Annotated in this window: 20 protein-coding genes; 1 reads left to right on the top strand and 19 read right to left on the bottom strand. The window is 32.1% G+C overall.

Annotated elements, in window-relative coordinates:
• Positions 1-124: 124 nt before the first annotated feature.
• Complete coding sequence (locus LPB87_RS00100; RefSeq protein ID WP_230604272.1) at positions 125-1,534, top strand: DUF4403 family protein; 1,410 nt, start codon at positions 125-127, stop codon at positions 1,532-1,534.
• Between the two features lie 7 nt (positions 1,535-1,541).
• Here LPB87_RS00100 and LPB87_RS00095 read toward each other — a convergent pair whose 3' ends face one another.
• From LPB87_RS00095 to LPB87_RS00005, 19 genes are all read right to left on the bottom strand, one after another.
• Positions 1,542-1,802 carry a hypothetical protein gene (locus LPB87_RS00095; protein ID WP_230604270.1) on the bottom strand — a complete coding sequence of 87 codons (261 nt, stop codon included), beginning with the start codon at positions 1,800-1,802 and terminating at the stop codon, positions 1,542-1,544.
• Positions 1,795-2,334, bottom strand: a complete 540-nt coding sequence (locus tag LPB87_RS00090; RefSeq protein ID WP_129540840.1) for a DUF420 domain-containing protein — start codon at positions 2,332-2,334, stop codon at positions 1,795-1,797. Before LPB87_RS00090 ends, LPB87_RS00095 begins: the two co-directional genes overlap by 8 nt.
• A 2-nt stretch (positions 2,335-2,336) precedes the next feature.
• On the bottom strand, positions 2,337-3,026 hold the full coding sequence (locus LPB87_RS00085; protein WP_230604268.1) for an SCO family protein: 690 nt from the start codon (positions 3,024-3,026) through the stop codon (positions 2,337-2,339).
• 12 nt (positions 3,027-3,038) lie between these two features.
• Positions 3,039-3,680 carry a hypothetical protein gene (locus LPB87_RS00080; RefSeq protein WP_129540838.1) on the bottom strand — a complete coding sequence of 214 codons (642 nt, stop codon included), beginning with the start codon at positions 3,678-3,680 and terminating at the stop codon, positions 3,039-3,041.
• Positions 3,681-3,757: 77 nt separating this feature from the next.
• A complete protein-coding gene (locus LPB87_RS00075) occupies positions 3,758-4,108 on the bottom strand; it encodes a cytochrome C oxidase subunit IV family protein (RefSeq protein WP_129540837.1) in 351 nt (116 codons plus the stop codon).
• A gap of 18 nt (positions 4,109-4,126) precedes the next feature.
• Complete coding sequence (locus tag LPB87_RS00070) at positions 4,127-5,107, bottom strand: cytochrome c oxidase subunit 3 (RefSeq protein WP_129540836.1); 981 nt, start codon at positions 5,105-5,107, stop codon at positions 4,127-4,129.
• 42 nt (positions 5,108-5,149) lie between these two features.
• Positions 5,150-5,737 carry a cytochrome c oxidase subunit 3 gene (locus LPB87_RS00065; RefSeq protein WP_230604266.1) on the bottom strand — a complete coding sequence of 196 codons (588 nt, stop codon included), beginning with the start codon at positions 5,735-5,737 and terminating at the stop codon, positions 5,150-5,152.
• 2 nt (positions 5,738-5,739) lie between these two features.
• Positions 5,740-6,642: a heme o synthase gene (gene cyoE, locus LPB87_RS00060; RefSeq protein WP_129540834.1), complete on the bottom strand. Its 903-nt coding sequence runs from the start codon at positions 6,640-6,642 to the stop codon at positions 5,740-5,742.
• 157 nt (positions 6,643-6,799) lie between these two features.
• Complete coding sequence (locus LPB87_RS00055; protein ID WP_230604261.1) at positions 6,800-8,923, bottom strand: energy transducer TonB; 2,124 nt, start codon at positions 8,921-8,923, stop codon at positions 6,800-6,802.
• Positions 8,924-8,942: 19 nt separating this feature from the next.
• Entirely contained in the window at positions 8,943-9,686 is a 744-nt protein-coding gene (gene deoC / locus LPB87_RS00050) for a deoxyribose-phosphate aldolase (protein WP_230604259.1), read from the bottom strand.
• A gap of 171 nt (positions 9,687-9,857) precedes the next feature.
• Positions 9,858-10,217, bottom strand: a complete 360-nt coding sequence (locus tag LPB87_RS00045; protein WP_230604257.1) for a VanZ family protein — start codon at positions 10,215-10,217, stop codon at positions 9,858-9,860.
• Between the two features lie 19 nt (positions 10,218-10,236).
• Positions 10,237-10,617: a glycine cleavage system protein GcvH gene (gene gcvH, locus LPB87_RS00040; protein ID WP_129540831.1), complete on the bottom strand. Its 381-nt coding sequence runs from the start codon at positions 10,615-10,617 to the stop codon at positions 10,237-10,239.
• 87 nt (positions 10,618-10,704) lie between these two features.
• Entirely contained in the window at positions 10,705-17,931 is a 7,227-nt protein-coding gene (sprA, locus tag LPB87_RS00035; protein WP_230604255.1) for a cell surface protein SprA, read from the bottom strand.
• Positions 17,932-17,958: 27 nt separating this feature from the next.
• Positions 17,959-18,540 carry a Holliday junction branch migration protein RuvA gene (ruvA, locus tag LPB87_RS00030; protein ID WP_129540829.1) on the bottom strand — a complete coding sequence of 194 codons (582 nt, stop codon included), beginning with the start codon at positions 18,538-18,540 and terminating at the stop codon, positions 17,959-17,961.
• An 82-nt stretch (positions 18,541-18,622) separates the two neighbouring features.
• Positions 18,623-20,914, bottom strand: coding sequence for an NADP-dependent malic enzyme (locus tag LPB87_RS00025; protein ID WP_129540828.1), 2,292 nt, complete (start codon positions 20,912-20,914; stop codon positions 18,623-18,625).
• 159 nt (positions 20,915-21,073) lie between these two features.
• Positions 21,074-21,499: a CBS domain-containing protein gene (locus LPB87_RS00020; RefSeq protein ID WP_129540827.1), complete on the bottom strand. Its 426-nt coding sequence runs from the start codon at positions 21,497-21,499 to the stop codon at positions 21,074-21,076.
• 251 nt (positions 21,500-21,750) lie between these two features.
• Complete coding sequence (locus LPB87_RS00015) at positions 21,751-23,691, bottom strand: OmpA family protein (RefSeq protein WP_230604251.1); 1,941 nt, start codon at positions 23,689-23,691, stop codon at positions 21,751-21,753.
• 11 nt (positions 23,692-23,702) lie between these two features.
• Positions 23,703-24,614, bottom strand: a complete 912-nt coding sequence (locus LPB87_RS00010; RefSeq protein ID WP_129540825.1) for a type IX secretion system membrane protein PorP/SprF — start codon at positions 24,612-24,614, stop codon at positions 23,703-23,705.
• Between the two features lie 64 nt (positions 24,615-24,678).
• Positions 24,679-25,934, bottom strand: a 1,256-nt coding sequence (locus LPB87_RS00005) for a gliding motility-associated C-terminal domain-containing protein (protein ID WP_230604249.1), incomplete at its 5' end; no start/stop codon positions are given.

The following is a 25,934-nucleotide window of genomic DNA, read 5'->3' as shown; positions in this document are numbered from 1 at the left end:
TTACTACAATAAAATGTTAATAGCTTTAACCTATTATATCAATAAGACTAAATTCTCATCAAAATGTTACACTTTAATCTTAAAATATATTTGTTTTCTTAATTTTGTATCTTAAAAAAAAATAATGAAGAAATTATTCTCGTTTCTAGCACTTTCAATGGTTACGTTATTCATAACAAGCTGCTCTTCTTCTCAAAAATTAGCAACACTAAAACCTGAACCCGATGATGCCAGTCCATTACTATATGACAATGCTCCATCATTTATTAATTTACCTATTACCATAAAACTAAAGGATATTGAAAACCAAACTAATACTATTCTTAATGGCTTAATTTACGAAGACAATAACATTGAAGATGACGATATCGAAATCAAAATATGGAAGTTGGCCCCTATAAAAATAGAGACTGACCCTAGTAATCCTGGAAAAAAAATAAAAACCATTTTACCACTAAAAGCGCTCGTAAAGTACCGAATAGGAACTAAACGTCTAGGTGTTGAATTATACGACACAAGAGAATTTAATTTAAATGGAGTAATTACATTAAACAGTTCAGTAGGATTAACCAACTGGAAACTTAACACTAAAACGGAATTAAAATCATTAGATTGGAATGAGAGCCCAACAATGAGTGTTTTTGGAAAAAACATGCCTGTAACTTATCTAATAAATCCAGCTGTTTCAATTTTCAAATCAAAAATAGAAAAAAGTATCGATGCGGCAATCGAAAAATCAATGGATTTCAAACCTAATGTTTTAGCTGCTTTAGAAAAAATATGTACTCCTTTTCAAATGAATGAAGAATATGAAAGCTGGCTTAGAATTGTCCCTATAGAAATATACTCTACCGATGCGGTACTTAAAAACGATTCTTTTTTATTAGAAATGGGCATGAAATGCAACATGGAAACAATAGTTGGTAAACAACCTGAGAGTAAATTCAATGCTTCCAAAATTGTTTTAAAACCAGTTACAAAAATTCCTAAACAAATCACAGCTAATATCGCTGCCGTTTCGAGCTATAAAGATGCTTCTAAAATCATGACTAAAAATTTTGCTGGACAAGAATTTGGTTCTGGAAGTAAAAAAATCACCGTAAAAAACGTTGAAATCTGGCACAAAGAAGGGAAAATGATTATTGCTTTAGATGTTTTAGGAGCAGTAAACGGAACATTATATTTAAACGGTTTCCCGAAATATAATCAACAAACTAAAGAACTTTATTTTGACAAACTTGACTATGTTCTTGACACAAAAAGTAAACTAACCCGCACTGCGAACTGGCTTATGCAAGGTTACATCTTAAAGAAAATGGAAGAAAGTTGCCGTTACTCGATACAACCAAACTTAGAAGAAGGTAAGAAAAGCATGCTAACTTATCTTAAAAACTACTCTCCTATGCCTGGTGTTTTTGTAAATGGAAAAATGGAAGATATCGAATTTCAAAAGATAGAATTGACAAATCAGGCCATTATTGCTTTTATAAAAGTTAATGGAACTGTAAATGTCTCCGTAAACGGATTGAAATAAATTTAGCTTACGCGCTTTTCTTTTTAGATTGATACATTCTATAAATCAAGTAACCAATAACAGCAACTAGCAAATAAGGAACTACCATTAGATAAACAATTCCATCGTTTACTGCTTCGGCCTGCTTAGTATTTTCATCACCACCTAAAGCAGCTCGACACATAGCACATTGCGCATTAACAGATAAATTAAAGAAAAAAATAACCAATAAGAAACTAATCTTTGTTAGCCTAGAAACAGAACGTTTCTTGTTGTTTGTATTAAGCATAATAAGGGGAAATCATTAAATAAACAATCACTCCAGTTATAGCAACGTATAACCAAAGCGGAAATGTAATTCTTGCAATTTTTTTATGATTTTCAAAATTTTTCGCAATTGCACGAACATAAGTTATCAAAACCAAAGGAACGATTGCAATTGACAATAAAATATGCGAGATTAAAATAAAAAAATAAACATATCGAATTGCTCCTTCTCCACCAAATTTAGTGGAATCTGACGTCATGTGATACGCAATATACATTACAAGAAAAGCCAACGAAAGAGCTATTGCTGTAGTCATCAAACGCTCGTGTAGCTTTCGATTCCCTTTTTTAATAGCCATTACTGCAATAATCAAAACCAAAGCAGTAATTCCATTTATTGTAGCATAAATAGGTGGCAAAAAATTAAGTGGTTCTACATTATACCCAAAATCTTTTAATTTAACCCCAAACAAAATAGCTACTACAACTGGAATTACAATTGAAACAAGCACAATATACTTGTTGTATTTTTTTTCTAATGAATTATCCTCCATTTTTATTCTTCTAATAATATATTTATATCTTGTTGTATGTCTCTAACTCCTTTTTTATCCAATCCATCATAGTAAAGTATTGGGTTTCCAAATTCATCTTTTCGACAACGAATGTCTCCATTTTTATCTATTAAAGCAAATAAACCAGAATGCTCAAAACCACCACTTACTTTACTATTTGCACCTGCGTACAAATTAAATCCTTTATTAGATAAATCTAAAATAACATTTTTATCACCAGTCAAAAAGTTCCAGTTAGATGACTTAACTCCTAACATTTTAGCATGATCTTTTAAAACCTGAGGCGTATCGTGAGCAGGATCAATTGTTATTGAGACAATCCCAAAATTTGGATTCCCAAAAAACTTCTTCTCTATTTCTAACATACTTAAATTCATCTTAGGACAAATAGAAGGACAGGTTGTAAAGAAAAATTCTAAAACATAAACTTTTCCTTTATAAGTTTCATTTGATATTGTAACATTATCCTGATTGGTTAACTCAAATTTAGGAACTGGACCAATTTTTACTAATTTCCCATCGTCCTTAACGTTTTTCCCATTAACACTATCTAAACGGCTTCCTTTTACGACTGAATCATTTTTAACCCTGTCTATAATTTTAGGTATCGCATAAATACCAAAAATCAATACTATGAATGAAATACCGATATATGATTTGTTCTTAAACATGATAATATAATTTTAAAGTTGTTTTGTTGCATTATGATTTTTCTTAAGAGCAGCACGATATTCGTATAGGATAATCTTAAAATCATCCAACATTTCATTACTTAACTCAGAAGGATGAAAAGTATTATATCCTTCTTTATAATTGTCTTTGTCTTTTCGCCCTCTTAAATTACGTTCTTTATCAACGATAAATACATTAGGTGTTCCTAGATGCTGATCTAATTTTCCAACCAAATGCAATTGATCATAATAAGCAGTTATTTCTGATGGTGAAGCAAAAACAAAATGCCATTGTGACACATCAGTAAAATCTGCTAAAGCATCTATAACTTTACGCGTATCTTCTTCTGTTCCTAATGGGCAAATTACGACAAATTGTAAATCTTTGAAACCATGATAACGTTGATAAACTTTTTCATTTAGATTAAAATAATTACCACGATTTTTTAAAATTTCTGATCCTGAAAAACCGAGTATTGTAATTTTATTATCCAAACCAACTTTTTCACCTCTTAAAGATTTCCAATCTCCTAAGTTGGCAATTTTAGGTGTTACAACAGGCAGTTTAGTAAAGCCATTCACGCCAGATGCAAAAAAAAGATAAGCAACTATAGGCAAAACGAAGAGAACAAAAAGAACTATATTTTTTTTCATTATACAAGGGAAAAAATTAAAGTACAAAAATAAAAAAAGGTACGCAATGCGTACCCTCTTTTTGAATTAATATCATGTTAAAAATTCCATTTAATGGTAGAATCTTTAAAAACCCCAAAAATATAATGTCCTTCTGTCAAAAGAATAAACAATAAATACAAAACTAGGAAAATAACCGTTGAAACAACTGACCATCTTAGGCCACTTGATTCACCTTCCATATGCATAAATGCCCAAACTATATAATAAGCTTTATATATTGTTAGAATATAAAATATCCAATTTAATAAGTTCAAACCAATAAAATGATTAAACTCTAATACTCCCGGCTTGTAAATACCAAGGATAACCTCCACTGTTGTTACAATTGATAAAAGTGCAAAAACAAACCAGATTCTTTTTGTATGTGATACATATTCGTGTGACATAATAATATAAATCTAAAATTAAACTAAGTAGAAAACCGTAAATACAAATACCCAAACTAAATCGACAAAGTGCCAGTATAAACCAACTTTCTCTACCATTTCATAGCTTTTTCTTTTTTCATAAGTACCTAACAATACATTAAAAAAGATAATGATATTGATAATAATTCCTGAGATCACGTGAAAACCGTGAAAACCTGTAATAAAGAAGAAGAAATCTGCAAATAATTTATTTCCGTATTCGTTTCTTGTCAAATTAGCACCTTCTACAACATAATGCGCTTGGCTTAATCTTGACTCTGACTCTTCTCTAGTTAGAATAGTTTTTTGCTTTTTCTCTGTAAGCTTTTCCGTTCTTATTAACAATTCAGGATGTGCTTTGAAACCTGCTTGTACTTCGGCTACTGAATATGAAGGCAATGTTTCAGCATCGCTCATAAACCATTTACCTTTGTCTCTAGTCAATGCTTCTCTTCCTTCTGGTAATTTTACTGCAAAATCTGCAAGGGCAACTCGTTTTCCGTCTTTATCTACAAACTGAAGTAAACTTCCTCCTTTTGTTTCAATAGCTCCGTATTCTCCTTTGATAAAGTTTTTCCACTCCCATGCTTGTGATCCAACGAAAATCAAACCTCCAATAATAGTTAAAAACATATATACTGCAACTTTGTTTTTCTTCATTTGATGTCCAGCATCAACAGCCAAAACCATTGTTACAGATGAAAAAATCAAAATAAATGTCATTAATGCGACATAGTACATAGGTGCAGATACACCATGCATAAAAGGGAAGTGATTAAACACTTCATCAGCCAATGGCCAAGTTTCAATAAATTTAAATCTAGAAAAACCGTAAGCTGCTAGAAATCCAGAGAACGTTAAGGCATCCGATACGATAAAATACCACATCATCATTTTACCATAACTTGCCCCTAATGGCTCATTGCCGCCTCCCCAAGTTTTTTCTTCGTTATTTGCAGTAGTAACTGTCGCTTCCATAAAAGATATTCGTTAAAAAGTTCCCAAATTTACGTTTTTTTCTTATTTAAAGAAATATAAAAATAAAAATAAATAGACCCACAAGAAATCAAGAAAGTGCCAGTACATTGCACCTAGTTCTATTCCAAGAGTTTGAGTCGAATTGTATTTCTGTTTAAAATGATTATAAATAATAACTAAGAGAGAAATGATCCCTCCAGCTAAGTGAAATAAGTGTGTAACCGTTACAACATACAAGAAAGTTGTAGTTATTGTACTCTCAGCTCCTGTAAAATAATAGCCATTTGCTACTATTTGTCCAAAACCTACAAATTGTAAAACCACAAATAAGATTCCTAATACTAAAGTAGTCAAAAGTAAATTAGTTGTTGCTTTTCTATTATCCTTTTGCATTGCATTTTTGGCTAAGTGAAAAGTAACACTACACCCAATAATTACCAAAGTACTATAAAAAAATGCTGGTGGCAATTGAAAATCCTTCAACCAATCGGTTCTTGACTTACTAACCACAAAAGCACTTGTAAGTCCTGCAAACATCATGGTCATACTAACCATTGCGAACAATAAAATTAATTTAGATGACTTAGCGCTCCTTGCTCTATATTCATCTGCTGTCATTGTCATTTCCATAATTATCTCAAAAATTTATCAAATATATAAATCAACTGTAACAAGGTGATATAAGAAACACTTACCAACATCAATGTCCTTGCTGCCTTGGCTGTTCTTAACTTATACAAACGAACTGCATAAATCAACATCCAAATCCCCAACAGAAACACTAAAACCGCCGCTATTGGTGTAATAAACAATTTACCTGTATATCCTAAAGCTGGTAAAAGTGAAGCCACTATAAGCCATACTGTGTATAAAATAACCTGTAATGCAGTTCCTTTATCTTTTTTCCCTGTAGGAAGCATAAAAAACCCTGCTTTTTCATAATCCTCATATAAAAACCAGCCAATAGCCCAAAAATGAGGAAACTGCCAGAAAAACTGAATTAAAAAAAGTGTCCCTGCTTCTATACCAAATTCTCCTGTAGCAGCAACCCATCCTAACATAAATGGTATTGCGCCAGGAAAAGCCCCAACAAAAACCGACAATGATGTTACCGTTTTTAAAGGTGTATAAACACTGGTATATAAAAATATAGAAATCGCACCAAACATTGCTGTTTTAGGATTGATTGTATAAAGTAAAGTTAACCCTATAATTGTTAGTAAACTTGCTACAATCAAAGCTACTCTTGAAGACATTCTCCCAGAAGGAACTGGTCGATTCTTTGTTCTATCCATTAAGGCATCCAAATCTTTCTCAATAACTTGATTAAAAGCGTTTGAAGCTCCTACCATACAATATCCTCCAATTGCTAAAACTAGAAGTACGGTCCATTGAAAAGGATGTTTATCATCAAAACCAAGTAAATAACCTGCTATTGAAGAAAACAAAACACTAACAGCGAGTCCTGCTTTTGTGATTTCTTTGAAATCATTAAATATAGATTTGAGTGAAAGTGAATTTTGTGTTGCGTCCAATGCGTTGTTATTTTTGTTTTTCCAAAACTGGTGCAAATGTACAAATTAGATTGCAGAATTTAGGATGATAAAATTACATTTTTTTAAATAGAGCAATCAAATACACCTCAAATTCACCATAAAAGCGAATCATTTGCAAAAAATCTTACTAAATATTTCAATAATCAAAATACCAATTAAAGACATCTGCTCTTAATCCGAAAGTAAACCAAGTTGTACTTTGCTTAAAAGTAACCTCAGTGTCTTTAGTAGGATCGAAACTTCTATAAATAAAACTTCCGAATAATTTCAAATTAGTTGCTGGATTTACCAAATACCCAGCCTGTATATCAGTAATAAAAACTGCTGTTTTATTTCCTTGTCCAACTTTCACACCAGTATTATAAGGCCTTTTACTATCATAGCTTTTATAGATATTCGCCCCATAGTTAAATGAATCCTCTGTTTTATCAAAATCCAAACCTCTCTTACCTGTAGTAATTTTTGCATCTGCAAAATACCTTCCTTTATGATATCGTGCTATTGCAATAAGCTCACTGAAATTACCACCCCACTGATGTCCAACACTTTGATTATTATGCCCATAATTTGTAATAACTGCACTATGCGAATATACATATGGACGCACATGATTATACTCTAACTGCACTAATAAATTTGGAATTTGAAAAGCATTATAATATTTAGCTCCTAACTGATATCCAAATTTATTCTTCCAGCTTTTTTCTCCACTTTTCATATCGCTAACTGAGAATTCATCTAAAAGAAATTGCCCATAGAAATTTATTTGATCATTCCATTTGTATTTTGCCGTTAAACCAAGTAAAGCATTACCACTTTTAGCCGAGGAAGCAAATTCTACTGATCTATAAAAAATAATTGGATTAGCGAAAGCCACATCAAATCCCCTATCGTTACTATTGGTCCAAACTACAGATTCGAAAAAGCCTAAGTTTAGTCTATTTGTAACATTCAAACTTAAATAGTGATTCGCCATGAATTTACTGGCATATGTTTTATCAACTGTTGCTTCTTGTCGGATATCTTTAAGAAACATATACGTATTTGTATATTTTATCTTCCAAAAGGTTGTATTCATTTTAAAATACGGATATGGACTTGCCCCATCACTTTCTAATAAAGAACGATATCCGTCTCCTATAAAATTTCTTCCATAGCCCAATTGAAAATTAAAAAACTTACTTGGTGTATAAGTCAAATTTGCTTCGGCTGAAGGAAAATCAAAACCATTTGTTTTAAACTCCTTACCTATTCCAATTCCCGGAACAACCCCAGGATTACCCCCTGAAGGCTTTATAGATTGCGCATAACTATTATAATAATCTGCAAATCTTCCTTGACTTTCAAAAACAGTTGTAGTAAAATTAAGTTGCTTACCCAATCCTCCTCTAAAATTTAATGCTCGGGTATTTACATAAGTGTGAGAAATATCACTTTTTGTATCCTTACCTAATTGCAAGTCCATTATAGCATTTAATGTAAACCAATACCCTTCTCCCTCGACTTCAACTAAACTTTCATTCAAAAGTTTACGTCCAAACCAAGTTGAAACATTCTTTTTAAGCGATTCATTTACTGCTTTGAGATTATAATACTTAGATACTTCAGCATAAGTATATGGTTTTGAACCTGTATGATTATTACTCCCTACTTTATTCAAGGCGCCATCAAATTGAGCATAATAACTATGAGAAAATGGAATATTTAACTGGCTTTCAAACTCAGGATTCGTATACTTTTTATAAACAATGCTATCTAACTCTGTCAATGGTTTAGCCGCAGGTTTAATAATTTTAGCATTAGCGAGAGCCTCTTCCAAAATTTGACCAGTAGATTTTAATGGTATATTAATTACGATTGTATATTTTGAATACGTAGCCCTCCCATTATAAGTAGCAGGCTTGATTTTAGGGAGTGTAGCAAATAAACGCTTGGTTTCCTTAACTAATTCATCATTATTTGCATTAACATAAATTACTTTGAACTCACCATTTTTATCAACTTCAAAAAGTACCTTAACATCTCCAGAATAATTATTCTGTCTTAAAGTTGGTGGAACTTGAAAATTATTAAATACTAGATCCTGAACTTGATCATAAAAACATTTTTCTAAGGCTTTCGACTTTGAACTTTCACAAGTTGGAAAAATCGGAAACTCCTCCGAAGGAAAATTAGAGTTAACCTTTATACTATTTGTTACCTGAGAAAAACCTAATAGAGAGAATAATGCTATAAAAAAAGTTAAGGATCCTTTATTCATATAGTTTTACGTTGTGAAATTAGTACTCATTTTTCGAAATTTCTCTGTCAGCTATTGCTTTAGCATTTGATGTTCCTATACGTTTTACACCAAGCTTAATCATTTCTACAGCTTCTTCATATGTTCTTACCCCGCCTGCGGCTTTTACTGGCAACGGTGAAGCATTTTCAAGCATCATAAGAATTGATGGAATAGTTGCGCCATTTGGCATGTTGTTTTCTGTTTTATAAAAACCTGTCGACGATTTTACAAAAACAGAAGAATATTCATTCTCTTCAAAATTCTGAATGACTATATTTTTAATGAGTACTGATAATTGTATAATTTCTTTATCATTGAGTGCAGCAACTTCGATAATCCATTTTACAACTTTATTATTAGTTAGCCCTAATAATGTACACTGCAAAATTTCGTTTTTAACTAAATCAATTTCTCCATTTTTGAATGCCTCATAATTACACACAAAATCCAATTCATTTGCTCCGTCTTGTATTGCTTTACTTGCTTCCGCAAGCTTTTCTTCTAGACTTGATTTTCCTTCAGGAAAATCAATTACAGTACCTATTAAAAGATTCGATTTAGCCTCAGAAATTATTTGTTTAGCTAAACTTACTTTGTCAGGACGAATCATTATTAATTTAAATTGTTCTGCTATTGCTTCTATAATTATATTCTTAACTATTTGTGTGTTTTCGGCTTCGCTCAAATTTGCTTGAGTAGCAGTTTTTAAATATGTTGAGTCTAAGTATTGTCTAATATTCATAGTAATAATAAATTAATTGCATTAAATCTTGATTAACAAAAATACGCTTTATATTGAGACAAGTCTCCAATTAAAAGCTACTTTTAATCGTGTTTATACACAACAAAAATCTTTATAACTAACAATCAATAAAGCCTAAAAACAAAAAATCCCACTGAAGTGGGATTTTATTTAATTTACTATTTTAGTGACTATTTTATTAAACAGTAGCACTGCTATTATTGCGGATGTTGCTCCTAATGAATTTGCTAAAAAATCCATCATATCTGCACTTCTTGTTAAAGTATATTCACTTTGTAAAATCTCAATTGTAATTCCAAAAAAAGTTGAAAAAACAAAAGCGAGTAATAATGGTCTGAAATCATCTACATTCTTAAATTCTTTTTTAAAATACAAAAACCAAAGAAAATTAAAACCAAAATAAAAACAAAAATGAACTAATTTATCTATGTGAGGAATACTTACAACCGGTATATTACTTGATTCGGTTAAACAGAGAAAAATGATAACTCCTGTCCAGAATAAAGCCAAACATAAAAAAATTATTTTTTTAAGCACCTATTAATTCTTTATAAGCCTCATCAGATAATAAAGAATCTAATTCTGATGTATTTGAAATTTTAATTTTAATCATCCATCCGTCTCCGTAAGGATCAGAATTTACTGTTTCTGGAGCACTTTCTAAGTTTTCATTAAAAGCAATAATCTCTCCAGACAAAGGCAAGAACAAATCTGAAACAGTTTTTACAGCTTCAACTGTTCCAAAAACTTCATCTTTATCAAGTGTTTGATCTAAAGTTTCTACTTCAACATAAACGATGTCTCCTAATTCCTTTTGTGCAAAGTGAGTAATTCCTACTGTTGCAACATCACCTTCAATGCTAACCCATTCGTGATCCTTTGTGTACTTTAAATTTGTTGGTATATTCATAATAAATACTTATTGATAATTGATAATTGAATTCTAATAGGGCAAATGTAATAATCTTCTAATCAAATTCTCTTCTGAATCTGAAATTTAATTTCCAAAATTATATCGAATGGTAAACCCTGATCGGATATTCGTTAAAGGATATAAAGTCGAAATAACTGCTTTAGAGAAAGAATGATCGTAATAAAAAATAGCCGTTAAGTTCTTACTAAATGAATAATCTGCCGTGATCTTTACTGACCAAATATTTTGTCCTGCAGCTAGTTGATTGTTATCATAATCTAAGTAACGAACCATCGTTTGGTTATTTCTATACGACAAATCTCCTTTTATATTGATATCACTTTTTATTATTCCTGTAGGACTATCTGCCAATGTCGACGAAAAAATCACATCTTTAATACGATATCCAAGACCTATTATATATTCCATCCCTTTAACTTCTGTCAATAAATTATTATCAAAACTCATTGACAATGCTCTATCTTTTTTAATTTCTGTAAGCACTTTCAAAGAACTTTTTAACTCAAAATCCATCCTGATTAGTGGACTAAATTGTTCCACTAAGTTCACATTAGACATGATTGTTGCATTATAAAAGTTATCGTTATCTGGGTCTTGTTTCCCTACATTTTGGTCATATTTAAAATTAGAACGATACTGATTAATTGTATAAGATGCTCTATAATTATGTTGTAATGAAAAACGTTTAAAGTTTTCTTTAAAGTATCGGTAACGCATCAACCCATTATACTTTATACTCCAGTTTGGAAGTGGGAAATTCCTAAAAATACCTGTTGGACTACTTGATGCACTACTTCCTGAATAGGCAGCTAAGAATGAAGGAAGTAAAACTGCCTGATTACTTTTTGTATACCCTATAGGATAACCCTCGTTTGACACATAAATATCTCTCTTAGCATAATTAGGATCAGTCGGGAGTACAGGAATCGGATTATTTACGTCTCCATATCTCGGAATCTCAGCTCCAGAACCATAATGACTTTCGGCCAAACGATTTGCAATTTCTAAACGGTTAGATCTAAAATCATCAAATGCAGATGAAGAAATTTCATTGCTAGTAGAAAATGCAGTCTTTATTAAAATTGTCGAAATAGAAAACATTCCATAATTGTATGGCGATCTTGCATGATACTGTCCTGTGGCATCAACATCATATTGCTCTGAAAAATTAGCTGAATAAGAACGATCAAAATTCAAATCAATTTTTAAATCTGGCAATAAATCAATATTGGCCGTAGCTTTTAGCATCTTATTTGTTACCTGTGAAAAGTTCTGATTAAAATCCTGATAATTGGTTAACCATCCGTTTTTAGCTGCCTCGTAACGCACATCATCCTGACTTCCAAAAATAAATCCTAATGATGGTCGAGACGAACCTAAGAATCCAACACTTGGTGTATATCCTGGTAAAACAGTTCCGCTATTAACCGTATAATTAACCTGAATGTTTTTTATACTTGTTACGATCCCCATTAAACCATCTTGAAACATACTATTTTTTGCTAATGCTTGATTTGTATTTACTACTTTTTCTCCTGGCTTTGGCACAGTTGGCTTTACTTTAGTCATTTTGGCCCCTCCTTTTGTAAGTCCCAAATACTTATAAAGCGTATTCATATTCATCGCTGCAGTAAATGTATTCGAATTTGCGTTTTGAACTGTATTTCCTAAATCATACACCCCTCCTTTATCATCTTCAAAAGTTGATAATGCCTCTGATGTGCGTTGCCAAGAATAATCTCCAGTATAAGAATAACTCGCTTTTAAAAATCCTAATACTGGTATTTTATATAACGGAATTTCATAGTTTAAAACCAATTGTTGCATATGCTGATTTGGCGTACCAATATCCCAGTAACTATCCCAAATACTAAAGCTATCGATAGGCTCATTATCAGCATTCAAATAATTTTTAACAATATTATTTGATGATGCTGTATAATTTATCTTTAATGATTTTGTAAGGTTAAAATTAAATCCATACTGATAGTTAAAAGCAAAATTTCTTCTGTACATAGGATCCAATCCAAGACCCTCAACATTCTCAACTTGTCTAAACTCCTGGCGGTTGTATTGTCTTATAATATTAGTATTGAACGTGATGTTTGATGGTAAATAATTAAAATTGAAATCACTCAACATTTTCCAATAATCACTTTTCTTAAAATATTTAGTTTTCTTGAATGGCTCAACTGTTTTTGGCTGAAAACTGTATGCATAATTTACAGTTGTACTCGATTGTTTATCTTCATAACTTTTTATCTCATAATCGTGACGCTCTACCTCATTGTACGATTGTGAAAACGTAAAGTTTTCGGGATCGTAAATATGTTGTTTTTGCTCTGGCGCTCTGTCTTTTCTAACTCCTATAAAATTGATACTTCTACGCTTTGTATAATCTATAGCGCGATTTTTTATATTTTCTCTTTCGGCTGAATTACTAGTTACATCCAACAATTGTTTTAGCTTAATATCTTCATTAAACGGATCGTACTCTGGCGTAATTGTTTCTTCTCCTACTGCATAATTAAAAGGCAGGTTAATTCCCCACTTTGGTGGCAATAATTTCCCTAAATTTAAATTAGTTACAATATTATATTGTTGTATATCTTCTCTGCTTCTTTCATTTGGTCCTTGTTCTAGAGAGCCAAATCCTATAGTGCTTTTTCGACCTGTTGCAGAAACAGTTGCAAAATCAGCAAAATTAGTATCAATATTTAATATTGCTGCCATACCTCCTTTATTATCCATTCCAGCAAGGCGCAACTCATTAAACCACACTTCTCCTTTAACATTTTGGTGTAGCTCGGCATTTTTAACACCTACCATTAAATTCCTAACTAATCCAAAATTAGGATTTCCTTTTATACCCAATCGCATATTATTGTCTCCATCTCCACCCGTATTTAATATATCATCATCTGGATAATAAATTCCGTCTAACGGAAGCGTATTAGGATCAATTTTCATTGCTGCAATTTTCATCTTCGTTAATAGCGACAGGTCTAAATCAATATTATTTTCTGCTGGCCAAACAACTTCAGGGCTTAAAGGGGAACAATCTGAACCTGAACCTGACAAAGAAGTTGGAATTGTTACCTTTAAAGGAATCTCAATTTGGTAAAAATTTTGTGTAAAGTCATTTCCAAAACGGATAAAACCTACCATTTGCCCATCTCTTAATACTATTTCATCTGGCAATGACTCCGCATGCAAAAACATTTTTAATCTGTTGTATTGACGCATATCAACACTTACATTTTTAAATACAGCTCTAGCATCTTTTGGTTGCAATCCACCTCCTGAAACTCGCAATGCTAATGCCTGCTCATTTTGATTGATGATAGTATTATTATTATACAATTGTTCACGTGCTACTCCTGGAGGCGAAACATAGTTCACTGGACATCTAGCACCATTCTCTTCAATATTTACTGCCGCAACATCAAAAGTAGTATTGTCATCATCTACATTAACATCTGTTGGGTCTAATGTGTTTGTATATCTTCTCCACTCACCTCTTACTAAGTCTAATGCTCCAAAACGAACTGTAACATCGCTTTCAAATCCAGTCATAAACATTCTCATGAAACGAATTGATCTAAAATCTGATATAGTACCTATTGTATTTTGAGGCTGTGATACCGGAATTTTAAACTGTATCCATCTGGCTTCAGTAACTGATCCGTTTGCCATTGTTACTTGCGTATTTCTTATATCTGTAACAAAATTTTGCCCTTCTTTCATATTTGGCTTAACATCTATGCTATACTCATAATAGGCATTAATCGTATTCATAGTGTTATCCCTATTGATATCTTCTACATCCGGAAGTGTCGTCGAAGCTCTATTGGCATCATTTATATCTACTGCTGAGTTTCCTTCTAATCCATTATAATTTTTATAACGATCTAGAACGCCTCCTGTGGTATTTAAATAATATCTATAATCATCTGCTGCTGGATCTGCTTCTGAAGCAAAATTATTATAAATAGTTCCTTCTTTAGCATTTGGTAAACCATCTAAACCCACATCTTGATTCGCTCTGTTAGAAGAGTTATTATCAAATGCATAAATTAAAGATTGCGATGCCGGAACATCTCCCCATATAGGTTGTGGCTTTGCTAATATCTGATTTGGCCCTAAACCGTTTTCATATTGTTTTCTGCCATCTTTTAAGATATCTTCAGAAATTTCACCTAAGTTAAAATAAACCTTACCTGTATTACTTTGATCTGTCTTACCTGCACCCACAAATGGGTCTAATACCCAGAATTGGATATACTCGACATTTCCTTGTTCAAAATCTGTTGAACTCAAAGCACGCATTATCCCCCCAAAATTATCTTTTGGATTTAATGCATAATTTAGATCATTATTATATGGCCCTCTTTCTGATGGATAATAGGTTAAATCTAACGTATTCACCACTTGAGATTGTCCTTGTGCTATATCTGTTAATGGATACAACTCTTCACTATAAATTCTACGAGTCGTATTTAATGATAAATCATCATTAGAAATTCCAGAAGGTTTTGACGCATAAAAAATTGGATCAATAGTATACCATGACAGTTTTGCTCTTTTAAAACCGTAACTTAAATCATTATTTTTTGCATTAAAATTATACGTACTTAAGCTATTCTCTTCTGGTGTTGATGCCAAGCTCCACGCATAAGCCGAACGCATGTCGATAGTAGATTGCGACCCTTCGAAATCATCTACATAAATCGTTGATTCTCCTTCAAAATTATCTGCTTTTGGAGTTCCTGGTTTTAAGAAAGCTACCTCTCCTCTTATCGAAAGATTAGAAGGTACATCAGTATCCATAAATGGCAATTTATTTACCAATCGGGTAAAGAAAGGAACTTCTGTGGAGAAATTTGTATTGAAACCATAAATCATGTTATTTACAGATTCTTGTCCGTAACTTGATTTTTGTGTAAACGGTTTCTCTGTCATTTGCAAGAAAGTACCTCCAACAGTAAAATTTTCAGAAATTTTATGTTGTATATCTACTCCCATAAATCTTCGGGTTTGTTGTCCGAAAATAGAATTATTCTCTAATGAAATTTCAATTGGTGTATTTGATGCTTGGAGTGAAGGATCCAAAATTTGAACTCTTCCTAACTGATAATTTACACTATAATCAATTCCTTCAACCAAAACACGACCTGCGGCAGTAACAACAACTGATCCTTGAGGAACATTAAAAGCTCCAATAGGAATCCCGTCACCTCCAGTAGATTTATATTTACCTCTTAATAAGAATTTGTTTTTATCACTATCTTGTAAAGCTCCCGATTGTGTATTGGAATACATATTACGGAATACATATTTACTCTGATTTGGATTATATGTACTTGTATTACGATAATCTTCACCTGCGTTATTTGATAATTTAGTAAATAGTCGTTCTCCAAAAGGTTCCTTAGTCGTAAATATAATTCTACCATTTTGGGCGTCTATTGTTATTCCTGGTATGAAATCAAAAAAACCATCACCCCCTACTTGAGGATCATTATTATAATTTAATTTATCCAAATCAAATACCTTAAGCAAAGGCGTATCGGTTACTCTCATATCTGGAGTAGGATTTGGAGGAAATGGCGTTGAACTATTTACTGGTGTAATATAATTTATAGGAGATGGATCTGTATATAGTATATTAAATCTAAAATCTTCCTGTTTTATTTGGTATGCCCCAGGAATTTGATAGATGTTTTTCATCATCAAGTTCCAAACTGGATTTTTAACATTAGTCAAGTTACTCTTCAGCATCTTCAATATCAAACTTTGTGTTATGATTGCTTGATTTGAAGGATTATTTCCTGTTACTAATGTAGCGTCTACACCATCGTTTCCAAATTCTCCAACCTGATACACTTGATCTCCCATTGTGTACTCATAAGCTACCGCCAGAACTTCATCATTTGCCAATCGTTGTTGCAACGATACATATCCTAATTGTGCATTAAAAGTATATTCATTAGAATTTAACTTTCTTGCATTTTCTAATTTTGAATAATCCTGCCCTTCATTTACTGTAGTATTAAACCCTGAATTTGAAGTAACAATTTCTCGTATTTTATTATTCAATAAACCTGATCCTACAGAAATCAATTTAGGATCATATTTATTGTTCCCATTGTCTGATGGTGAACCTATTTGTTTAAGAAAAATCCCTGCTGAAGGGTTTAAAACTACAACTTCATTATCTGGAATTCCTGCTAATTGTGCTTCTCCCAAATCCTGCAGTGCAATAATATTTCTTAAATTATTATTGGTTGTACTAACTCGATTTTGTTTATTAGTTACCCAAACCTCTAATCGCGTTATTTGAACACGACTATCGATAAAAGGGTATTTTCTTAATGCTGAATCGTACTTATTTCTAAAATATTGAGATAAGAAAAAGTGTCTGTCATTATCATAGTTTAAGGCATACAAATCAAAATTCTGAACAGTTCCTCCACCTTCGGCTACAACGCTTTTAGCTTGAGATTTTTGTTCTGAGAAAACACCTGTAATCGTGGTTTTTCCAAATTGCAATTGAGCTTTTACTCCAAATAAACTTTGTGCTCCCCTAATTAAAGTACTATTAAGTGGCATACTTACATTACCAACTTCAATTTTCTGAATGATATCGTCTTCGGATGGAGTGTATTCTAACTTTATTAAATTTTGAAAAGCAAATGTAGATTGCGTATCGTAATTAGCATTTACATTTAATCGCGTCCCTACTTTTCCTTGTAGACTCATACTAATACGCTGATCAAAATCGAAAGAAAGATTTGACCTATTTCTAGGAGAAAAAGATGGATTGTCTTGTTTGGTGTAGCGAGCTCCTAAATCTATTTCAACAGAACCAGTTGGTTTTACGTCAATAGTATTACTTCCAAAAATAGATTCGAAAAGTCCTGACTTAATATAATATCTAGGAAGCAAATCTTTTTTAGCATCTTCGGCTCCATCTTTTTTACCATCAATAGCGTCTACTTTTTTCTTAAAATATTCTCTACGAGATTCTTTTAAGATTAATCTTTCATACTCTTCTGGCGTTAAAATAATAGGGTAATTAATCGAAAATCCATCTACTGTATTAGTATAAATGTAACGATCAGTTATAGGATCATAGGTATATGCCGAAAGAATGCTTTGCGGATCTTTTATTTGTATTTTACCAACAGAATACCCTGTTTTCGTTGTATCTTGAGTCTCTTCTTTTACCTGAGCATTCGATACAAACCCACAAAATAAAACCAGTAAAGAAATACAAATTTTATGCATATATCCTGAATGTTTTTATGTACGTTTTTATAAACTTTTTAAAGCCTTCTTAATTAATGACTCGACAGTTGCCTCAGGATCTTCTTTAATGATTTTCTCAATCACTTTTTCAGATGTTTTTCTAACAAATCCTAAAACTTCTAAAGCAGATAACGCTTCATCTCTGTTTGTATTGTTTTGAAGCATCGAAACTTCATCTAAATCGTACAATTTAACAATTTTTTCTTTCAAATCAAGGATTACTCGTTGGGCTGTTTTATTCCCAATACCTTTTATTGATTGAATTACACCGACATCTCCGGATGCTATTGCATTAATTATTTGTTTCGGATCTAATGAAGACAGCATTGTTCTGGCAATATTTGCTCCAATTCCTGAAACGGATAGTAACATTCTGAAAATTTCTCTTTCAGATTTCTCTACAAAACCAAATAATGTATGCGCATCTTCTTTGATTTGAAGATGCGTATACAATTTTATAAGATCATTATTTGGAATTAAAGAATAGGTATGCAAGGATATATTTACGTGATACCCAACTCCCCCGCAATCAATAACAACTTCGGTAGGGGTTTTTTCTACCAATTTTCCTTGCAAATGTGTAATCATAATATAATGTTAATAATTGCCAAATATAACAAAATTTGAAGTAAAAATACGACAACTAAAAACAATACTTATTTACATCATGTTATTTTGTTAAATTATTCTTTTTAATCTGCTTTTCTTGAGCATCTATAACTGCAATAGCAGACATATTTACCATCTCTTCTACACTTGCTCCTAATTGGAAAATATGAACTGGCTTGCCCATTCCTAACATTATTGGCCCTATTGAATCTACTTTATTCAACTCTTTCAATAATTTATAAGTAATGTTTGCCGATTCTAAATTAGGAAAAATAAGTGTATTTACTTTTTTTCCAGCTAATTTAGAGAAAGGGAATTTTTCTTGAAGTAATTCTGGATTCAAAGCAAAATCTGCTTGAATTTCTCCATCGATAACTAATTCAGGATGATTTTTATGCAAATAAGCCACTGCTTCTCTCACTTTTGATGCTCCTGGATTTGTTGAAGATCCGAAATTAGAATATGAAACCATTGCGATTACTGGTTCTACACCAAACATTTTTGCAGTTTTTGCAGTCATAACAGCAATTTTAGCCAAATCATCTGCTGATGGATTGATATTAATTGCAGTATCTGATAAGAACATTGGTCCTCTGCTTGTCATCATCATATTTGCAGTTGCAACAAGTGAAGCTCCTGGCGCTTTTTCTATAATTTGCAACATTGGTTTTACAACCGACGGATAACTTCTTGAGTGTCCAGTTACTAATGCATCCGCTTCTCCTTCATTAACCATCATTGCAGCAAAATAGTTTCTTTCGCGCATTAATTTCTGAGCATCTAGTAAAGATATCCCGCGTCTCTCTCTTGTTGACCAATAAGATGCTGCAAATTGATTTCTTCTTTCTTCTTGATCTTTTGTTTTTGGATCAATAATTTCTACATCTGCATCAAAACCAAGTTCTTCTTTAAGCTCTAGAATGATTTCTTTATTTCCTAATAATATAGGAAAACCGATACCTTCTTCGTGTACAATTTGAGCAGCTTTTAATACATTTAAATGGTCTGCTTCTGCAAAAACGATTCTTTTTGGATCCATTTTTGCTCTATTTGTAATCAAACGAACCATTTTATTATCATTCCCTAAACGCGCCAAAAGTTCTTCTTCATATTTTTCCCAATCTGTTATTGGGTTTAAAGCTACTCCTGACTCCATTGCTGCTTTGGCTACTGCTGGTGCAACTATAGTAATTAATCTTGGATCAAATGGTTTCGGGATTATATACTCTCTTCCAAATCCTAATTTGGTTGCTCCATAAGCAACATTTACTTGCTCTGGAACTGATTCTTTTGCCAATGAAGCTAGTGCTCTAACGGCTGCCATTTTCATTGCTTCGTTAATTTTAGTAGCTCTTACATCCAAAGCTCCTCTAAAAATATAAGGAAACCCTAATACATTATTTACTTGATTAGGATAATCTGAACGACCCGTAGCCATAATAACATCCTTACGAGTTGCAACAGCTAGGTTATAATCAATTTCTGGATTAGGATTTGCCATTGCAAAAACAATAGGATTTTCAGCCATTCCTAACAACATATCTGCTGTCATAATATCTCCTGACGATAATCCAAGGAAAATATCTGCTCCTTTTAAAGCTTCTTCTAAACCAATTGGCTCTATATCTTTAGCATACTTTAATTGTAAAGCAGACAATGAAGGGTTGTTTTTTGTTAAAAGCCCTTTACTGTTGTACATTAAAATATTCTCTATTTTTACTCCTAATAGAACATATAAATCAGCACAAGCCAAAGCTGCTGATCCCGCTCCTGAAACTACCATTTTTACATCTTCGGCTTTTTTATCAGCCAACTCTAACGCGTTTATTAAAGCTGCAGAAGATATAATTGCAGTTCCGTGCTGATCATCATGCATTACAGGAATATTAAGTTCTTCAACCAATCTTCTTTCTATTTCGAAAGATTCTGGTGCCTTAATATCTTCTAGATTAATTCCTCCAAATGTTGGAGCAATATTCTTTACTGTCTGAATGAATTCTTCAATATCTTTTGTTCCAATCTCAATGTCGAAAACATCGATATCTGAAAATATTTTAAATAACAATCCTTTCCCCTCCATTACTGGTTTTGATGCTTCAGGACCTATATCGCCTAAACCTAAAACCGCGGTTCCATTTGTTATTACAGCAACAAGATTTCCTTTTGCAGTGTATTTATATACTTCGTTTACATCTCTTGCAATTTCTAAACATGGTTCAGCAACACCTGGTGAATATGCCAAAGACAAATCTCTTTGAGTTGCATATTTTTTGGTTGGAACTACTTGAATTTTACCTGGAGTAGGCTTTGAATGATACAACAACGCCTCGCTTCTTTTACTATCTTTATTCATCGTTTTTAGATTTTATTCTAGCTTACAAAGATATAAGACTTGGTTTAAAAAGGAAGCTTTTTACTGTTCTTTTATTTAATAATGATATTTGATCATAACCAACAAAAAAATAACCCGAAATTAATCGGGTTATTTTTTTGTTACATTTAGTTTGTTTTTTTACTGTGATATATAAGAATTTAGATGATTAATGGTGTCTTTTTGTATTTCTATTATTGATTTCACAACGTCACTTATAGATATAATTCCGACCACAACACCATTATCTACTACTGGTAGATGTCTAATTCTTTTACTACTCATTAATTCCATACACGAATCTAAACTATCGGATAGACTTATTGTAATGACATTACTTTCCATAATTTCATGAACAAAAGTCTCTTTCGAAGATTTGTCTTTCAACACAATTTTTCGTGCATAATCTCTCTCCGATAATATCCCTTTTAACTCTGTTCCATCTATAACTAAGATGGCACCAATGTTTTTCTCACCCATTACTTTCAATGCTTCGTAAACGGTGGTCGATGAAAGTACTGAATAAACTTCTTTTCCTTTCGTGCTTAGTATTTGATTTACAGTCATATCTGATAATTTTAAGAACTATAAATTTAAAGAAAAACAACTTACAAATAACATTAATTTTAAATTTGACTCAAAAATCCATTCAATTCATCATAAAAACCAGCAAAACAAAGCGTTTATCTTATTTTTATATCACATTTGTTAAATATTTCTTTATTGAAAATGGATTAATCTAAAACAAATAATACCTTTTCTTGATTAAGAAAAGGTATTATTTATAAATGTGGTATTCAATTAGATGTACTACAATATTATTCCATTGAAACGATAATAAATTCGCTTCGTCTGTTTAACTGATGTTCAGCTTCTGTACATGGAACTCCATCTGAACAGTGATTTACTAACTGACTCTCTCCATATCCTTTACCTGTTACACGATTCTGAGCAATACCGTTTTTGACTAGCCATTGTATAGTAGATTTTGCCCTTCTGTCTGATAAAGCAATATTATATTTTGCTGTTTGTCGGCTATCTGTATGTGAACGAACATCAATTTTCATCTTTGGATATTGCTTCATTACAGCTAAGATTTTCTCTAATTCAAAAGCTGCATCTTTACGAATAAATGATTTATCTAGATCAAAATAAATAATTGGAATATCAAGTGTTTTAGCTAGATCTGTTCCTACTCCTATCGGCTTAATTCGTTTCTCTAAAGGAATCATTAAACTAGTTACTCCTGTTTCATTTTTGATTGTAACTGAAAGTTCTTTGGTTTCATAATCTTGTTTGCTCGCTCTTACATGATAGCTTTTACCACAATCAACATTAAATTTATAACTACCATCTGTTGCAGTTATAACTTCTCCAATAGTTTTAAATTGTTCGTCTAACAATAGTACTTTAGAATTTTCTATTATCTTATTAGTTTCTAAATCGACAACTGTACCTTTTAATAATTGTTCGCAAAGTATTTTTTTGATTTCAGTAAATCGGTAGATATCATCGTTTCCAATTCCTCCTTCTCTATTAGACGAGAAAAATCCATTTCTTTTTTCGCTGTTAATTATGAATGCAAAGTCGTCTTGTTGGCTATTTATTGGTGCTCCTAGATTTTGAACAGCTGAGAAGGTTCCGTCACTATTTATTTTAGACACAAACACATCAAGTCCTCCCAAACCTGGACGCCCATCGCTAGCAAAATACAATTCGTTGTCTGAGGATACAAACGGAAAAGTTTCTCTTCCTTCTGTATTAATTGCTGCTCCTAAATTTTGTGGTTTACCAAAACTTCCGTCAGGATTAATAACTACACTATATAAATCAGATTGACCAAGGGTTCCTGGCATATCTGATGCAAAATATAATGTTTTTTCATCTTTACTTAATGCTGGATGTGCTGTACTATATTGATTACTATTGAATGGTAATTCTGTTACATTTGTCCATTTACCATTAGTAAAATCAGCTTTATAGAGTTTTAAAAGCGTAATCTTTTGTTCATCTCTCCCTCTTTTACCATCTAGAAAATTGTTTCTTGTAAAGTACATTGTTTTTCCATCTTTTGTAAAAACTGGTGTAGATTCATTGAATTTAGAATTTATTTTCTTTTCAAATCGTTCTGGTTTTCCAACTGTTCCATCTGCTTTTAATTCTGCCGAATAAAGGTTTGTAAAGGTTTTATTAGTCCATTTAAATGTATTTCTAACTACACCTCCAGTATCTCTTGCCGATGCAAATACGATTTTATTATCATAATAAGCACTTCCGTAATCTGTTTGTGTTGAATTAATTCCAGCATCAGCTATTTCAAAGCGTCCTGAATTAGCTTTTATTTGTTCGAGATAGTTCTTGTTTTTTTCAAACAATATCCCTCTTTTATCTGTATCCGTTTTTTTATTGAAAGCTTCTAAAATTTTATCTGCTTTAGCATAATCTCCCGTAGCTTTTAAAGTTTGCGCATAACGATAGTAATATTCTGGTTCCTGCTCTTCATTCATGGCAAAGAGCGCATCATACCATTTCGCTGCTTTTATTAGCTCGCCATTAAAATAGTAGGCGTTCCCTAATTTTTGGAACATTTTCTCGTCTTTATATCCTTTTTCTGCTACTCTTTCATAAGTTGCAATTGCATCGACATATGCATATTGAGCATAGTCTTTATCTGCTTTCTTCTCTACTCCAGCTTGTGCATTTGCTCTTAATGCAATCAGAACTAAAAAAATAGTATAAATTGTATATTTAATTTTCATCTTTAGGAGATTTAGAAGAATCTTGGTGAAGTTATTCGGCTGTAATTATTAAAGAATTCAAATCGTAAGAATATCTCGTGAGATCCTGAATTATAATTATTCAATCTAGTCGTTTCACGGTCATATGCGTATCCTATATATAATCCATCGCTAACCTGAAATCCTACCATAGCACTCAATGCAGCACTCCATCTATAGGCTGCTCCTACAACAAATTTATCATTAAACATAAAGTTTGCAGAAAGGTCTACTTGTAATGGAGATCCTTCGACCATTTTCGTAAGTATCGCCGGTTTAAACTTGATGTAAGGATCTAAATCGAATACGTACCCAGCTATTAAATAGTAATTTATTTTATCTTTAAAAATTGCTACTTCTTTATCCTTTTCACTATATCGGTTCGTTTCGATAAAGTTTGGCACTGATAATCCTATATATGCTTTATCAGAATGCCAATATACACCAGCTCCCACATTGGGTGTGAATTTACTATTTAAGTTTTGAAATTGTGGGTCGCCTTGAATTTCTGGATTTAATTTATTGATATCTAAATTGAATAAATTAGCGGTTGCTTTTATCCCAAAAGACAGCTTAAAAGTTTCAGAAGTTGGTACTGTATAAGATAAATCAGCCGATAGAGTATTCTCGTTTGTTGGGCCTATTTTATCATTTACAAGCGAAACTCCTAATCCTAAATTACTGTTATTTAGTGGCGTATTTAATGAAAAACTACTCGTTTCAGGTGCTCCATCTAGTCCAACCCATTGTGTACGATAAAGTCCGAAGATACTCATTGCGCCTCTTGAACCTGCATAAGCTGGATTTATATTGATGGTATTGTACATATATTGCGTGAACTGTGCATCTTGTTGCGCATATCCCACAGCTGAAAAAAACATAAAAACTAAAACTAATTTTCTCATTTACTTTTTTTTAAAAGAATGGCTTAGCTCTGTAGAGCTAAGCCATTTCTATTTGTTTTTACTATTATTTATTGATGTATAAATATCCTGCTTTTTGATGCGCATTAGATTCATTATCCTTATATTTTAGAATATAATAATATGTTCCTACTGGCAATCCAACTGATTTTTGAACTGTTGTACGTCCTTCTGAGAATCCTCTAAAAGCTCTATCCTCATTATTATATCCATCGCGCTCAAAAACTAATACTCCCCAACGGTTGTATATCTCTACAGTATTATCTGGGTAACACTCTAGACCTTGGATATAGAAACGATCGTTTTCAGAATCTCCATTTGGTGATAGTGCATTAAATACTTTAATTACACATCCTTCTACTGGAGAAACTGTTGGATTATCATCTACTTCACTTAGATTATCTGATTTATCCTCAACTGTAATTCCATTTGCACTTGTTCCAAATACTGTTGCTTGGTTAATTATTTTACCAGCATTGATATCTGATTGTTTAATAACATAAGTACCGATAAAAGAATGTTCGTCTATTTCATTTACCGCTAATGATATCGGCATTCCTAACATAATAAGTCCTGGAAGTTGATCATCAATAATAACATTGAAAAGAGGTGTATTTCCTGTATTTGTAATTTTGAATTTATATGTTATTGTTTCTCCTGCATTAGCATAACCACTTTTGTTTTCATCATTAAACACTGCTGTTTTAACAACTGCAATCGATGGTACTTCTACAAAGATTGTAACTTTAGCCGTAACACAACTTAATCTATTTATAGCGTCACAAATTTGATATGTAAGTACATAAACTCCTCCTGCTGTGTTTGGTGCTACATCTATAGTTCCGTCTTCATTTAATGTAATTCCTGGTATATTTGTTAAATCTTTCAAAGTAACAATCGCTGGGTTAGTAATTTTAATACCATTCAACATATCATTATCTAATACATTGATTACCTCTAATGATCCATTAATACCATCCGCAAAAATTACATTATCATCTGTTGCGTCAATTACTGCTGCACCTACTACAACTACTGAAGTTACAGTGCTACAGTTTGATGGATTCGTTACTTCACATATTCTGTACTCAACATTATAATTCCCTGCTGGTGTGTTTGGAGCAACTGTTACTGTCCCGTCAGGATTCAATGTCAATCCTGTTGGTACTTTCACTACTGTTAAAATTACGTCTCCTGAGTTTGTTCCGATTACAACAAAAGCTCCATTTAATGTATCGTTAAATGTCAATGATCGTGTAATTCCTCCAGTATTTCCATTAATTGATGCTGTAGTTTCTGTTA

The organism is Flavobacterium sp. EDS (assembly GCF_020991525.1).
GTDB lineage: Bacteria > Bacteroidota > Bacteroidia > Flavobacteriales > Flavobacteriaceae > Flavobacterium.
This window is presented reverse-complemented; position numbering and strand designations above follow the sequence as displayed.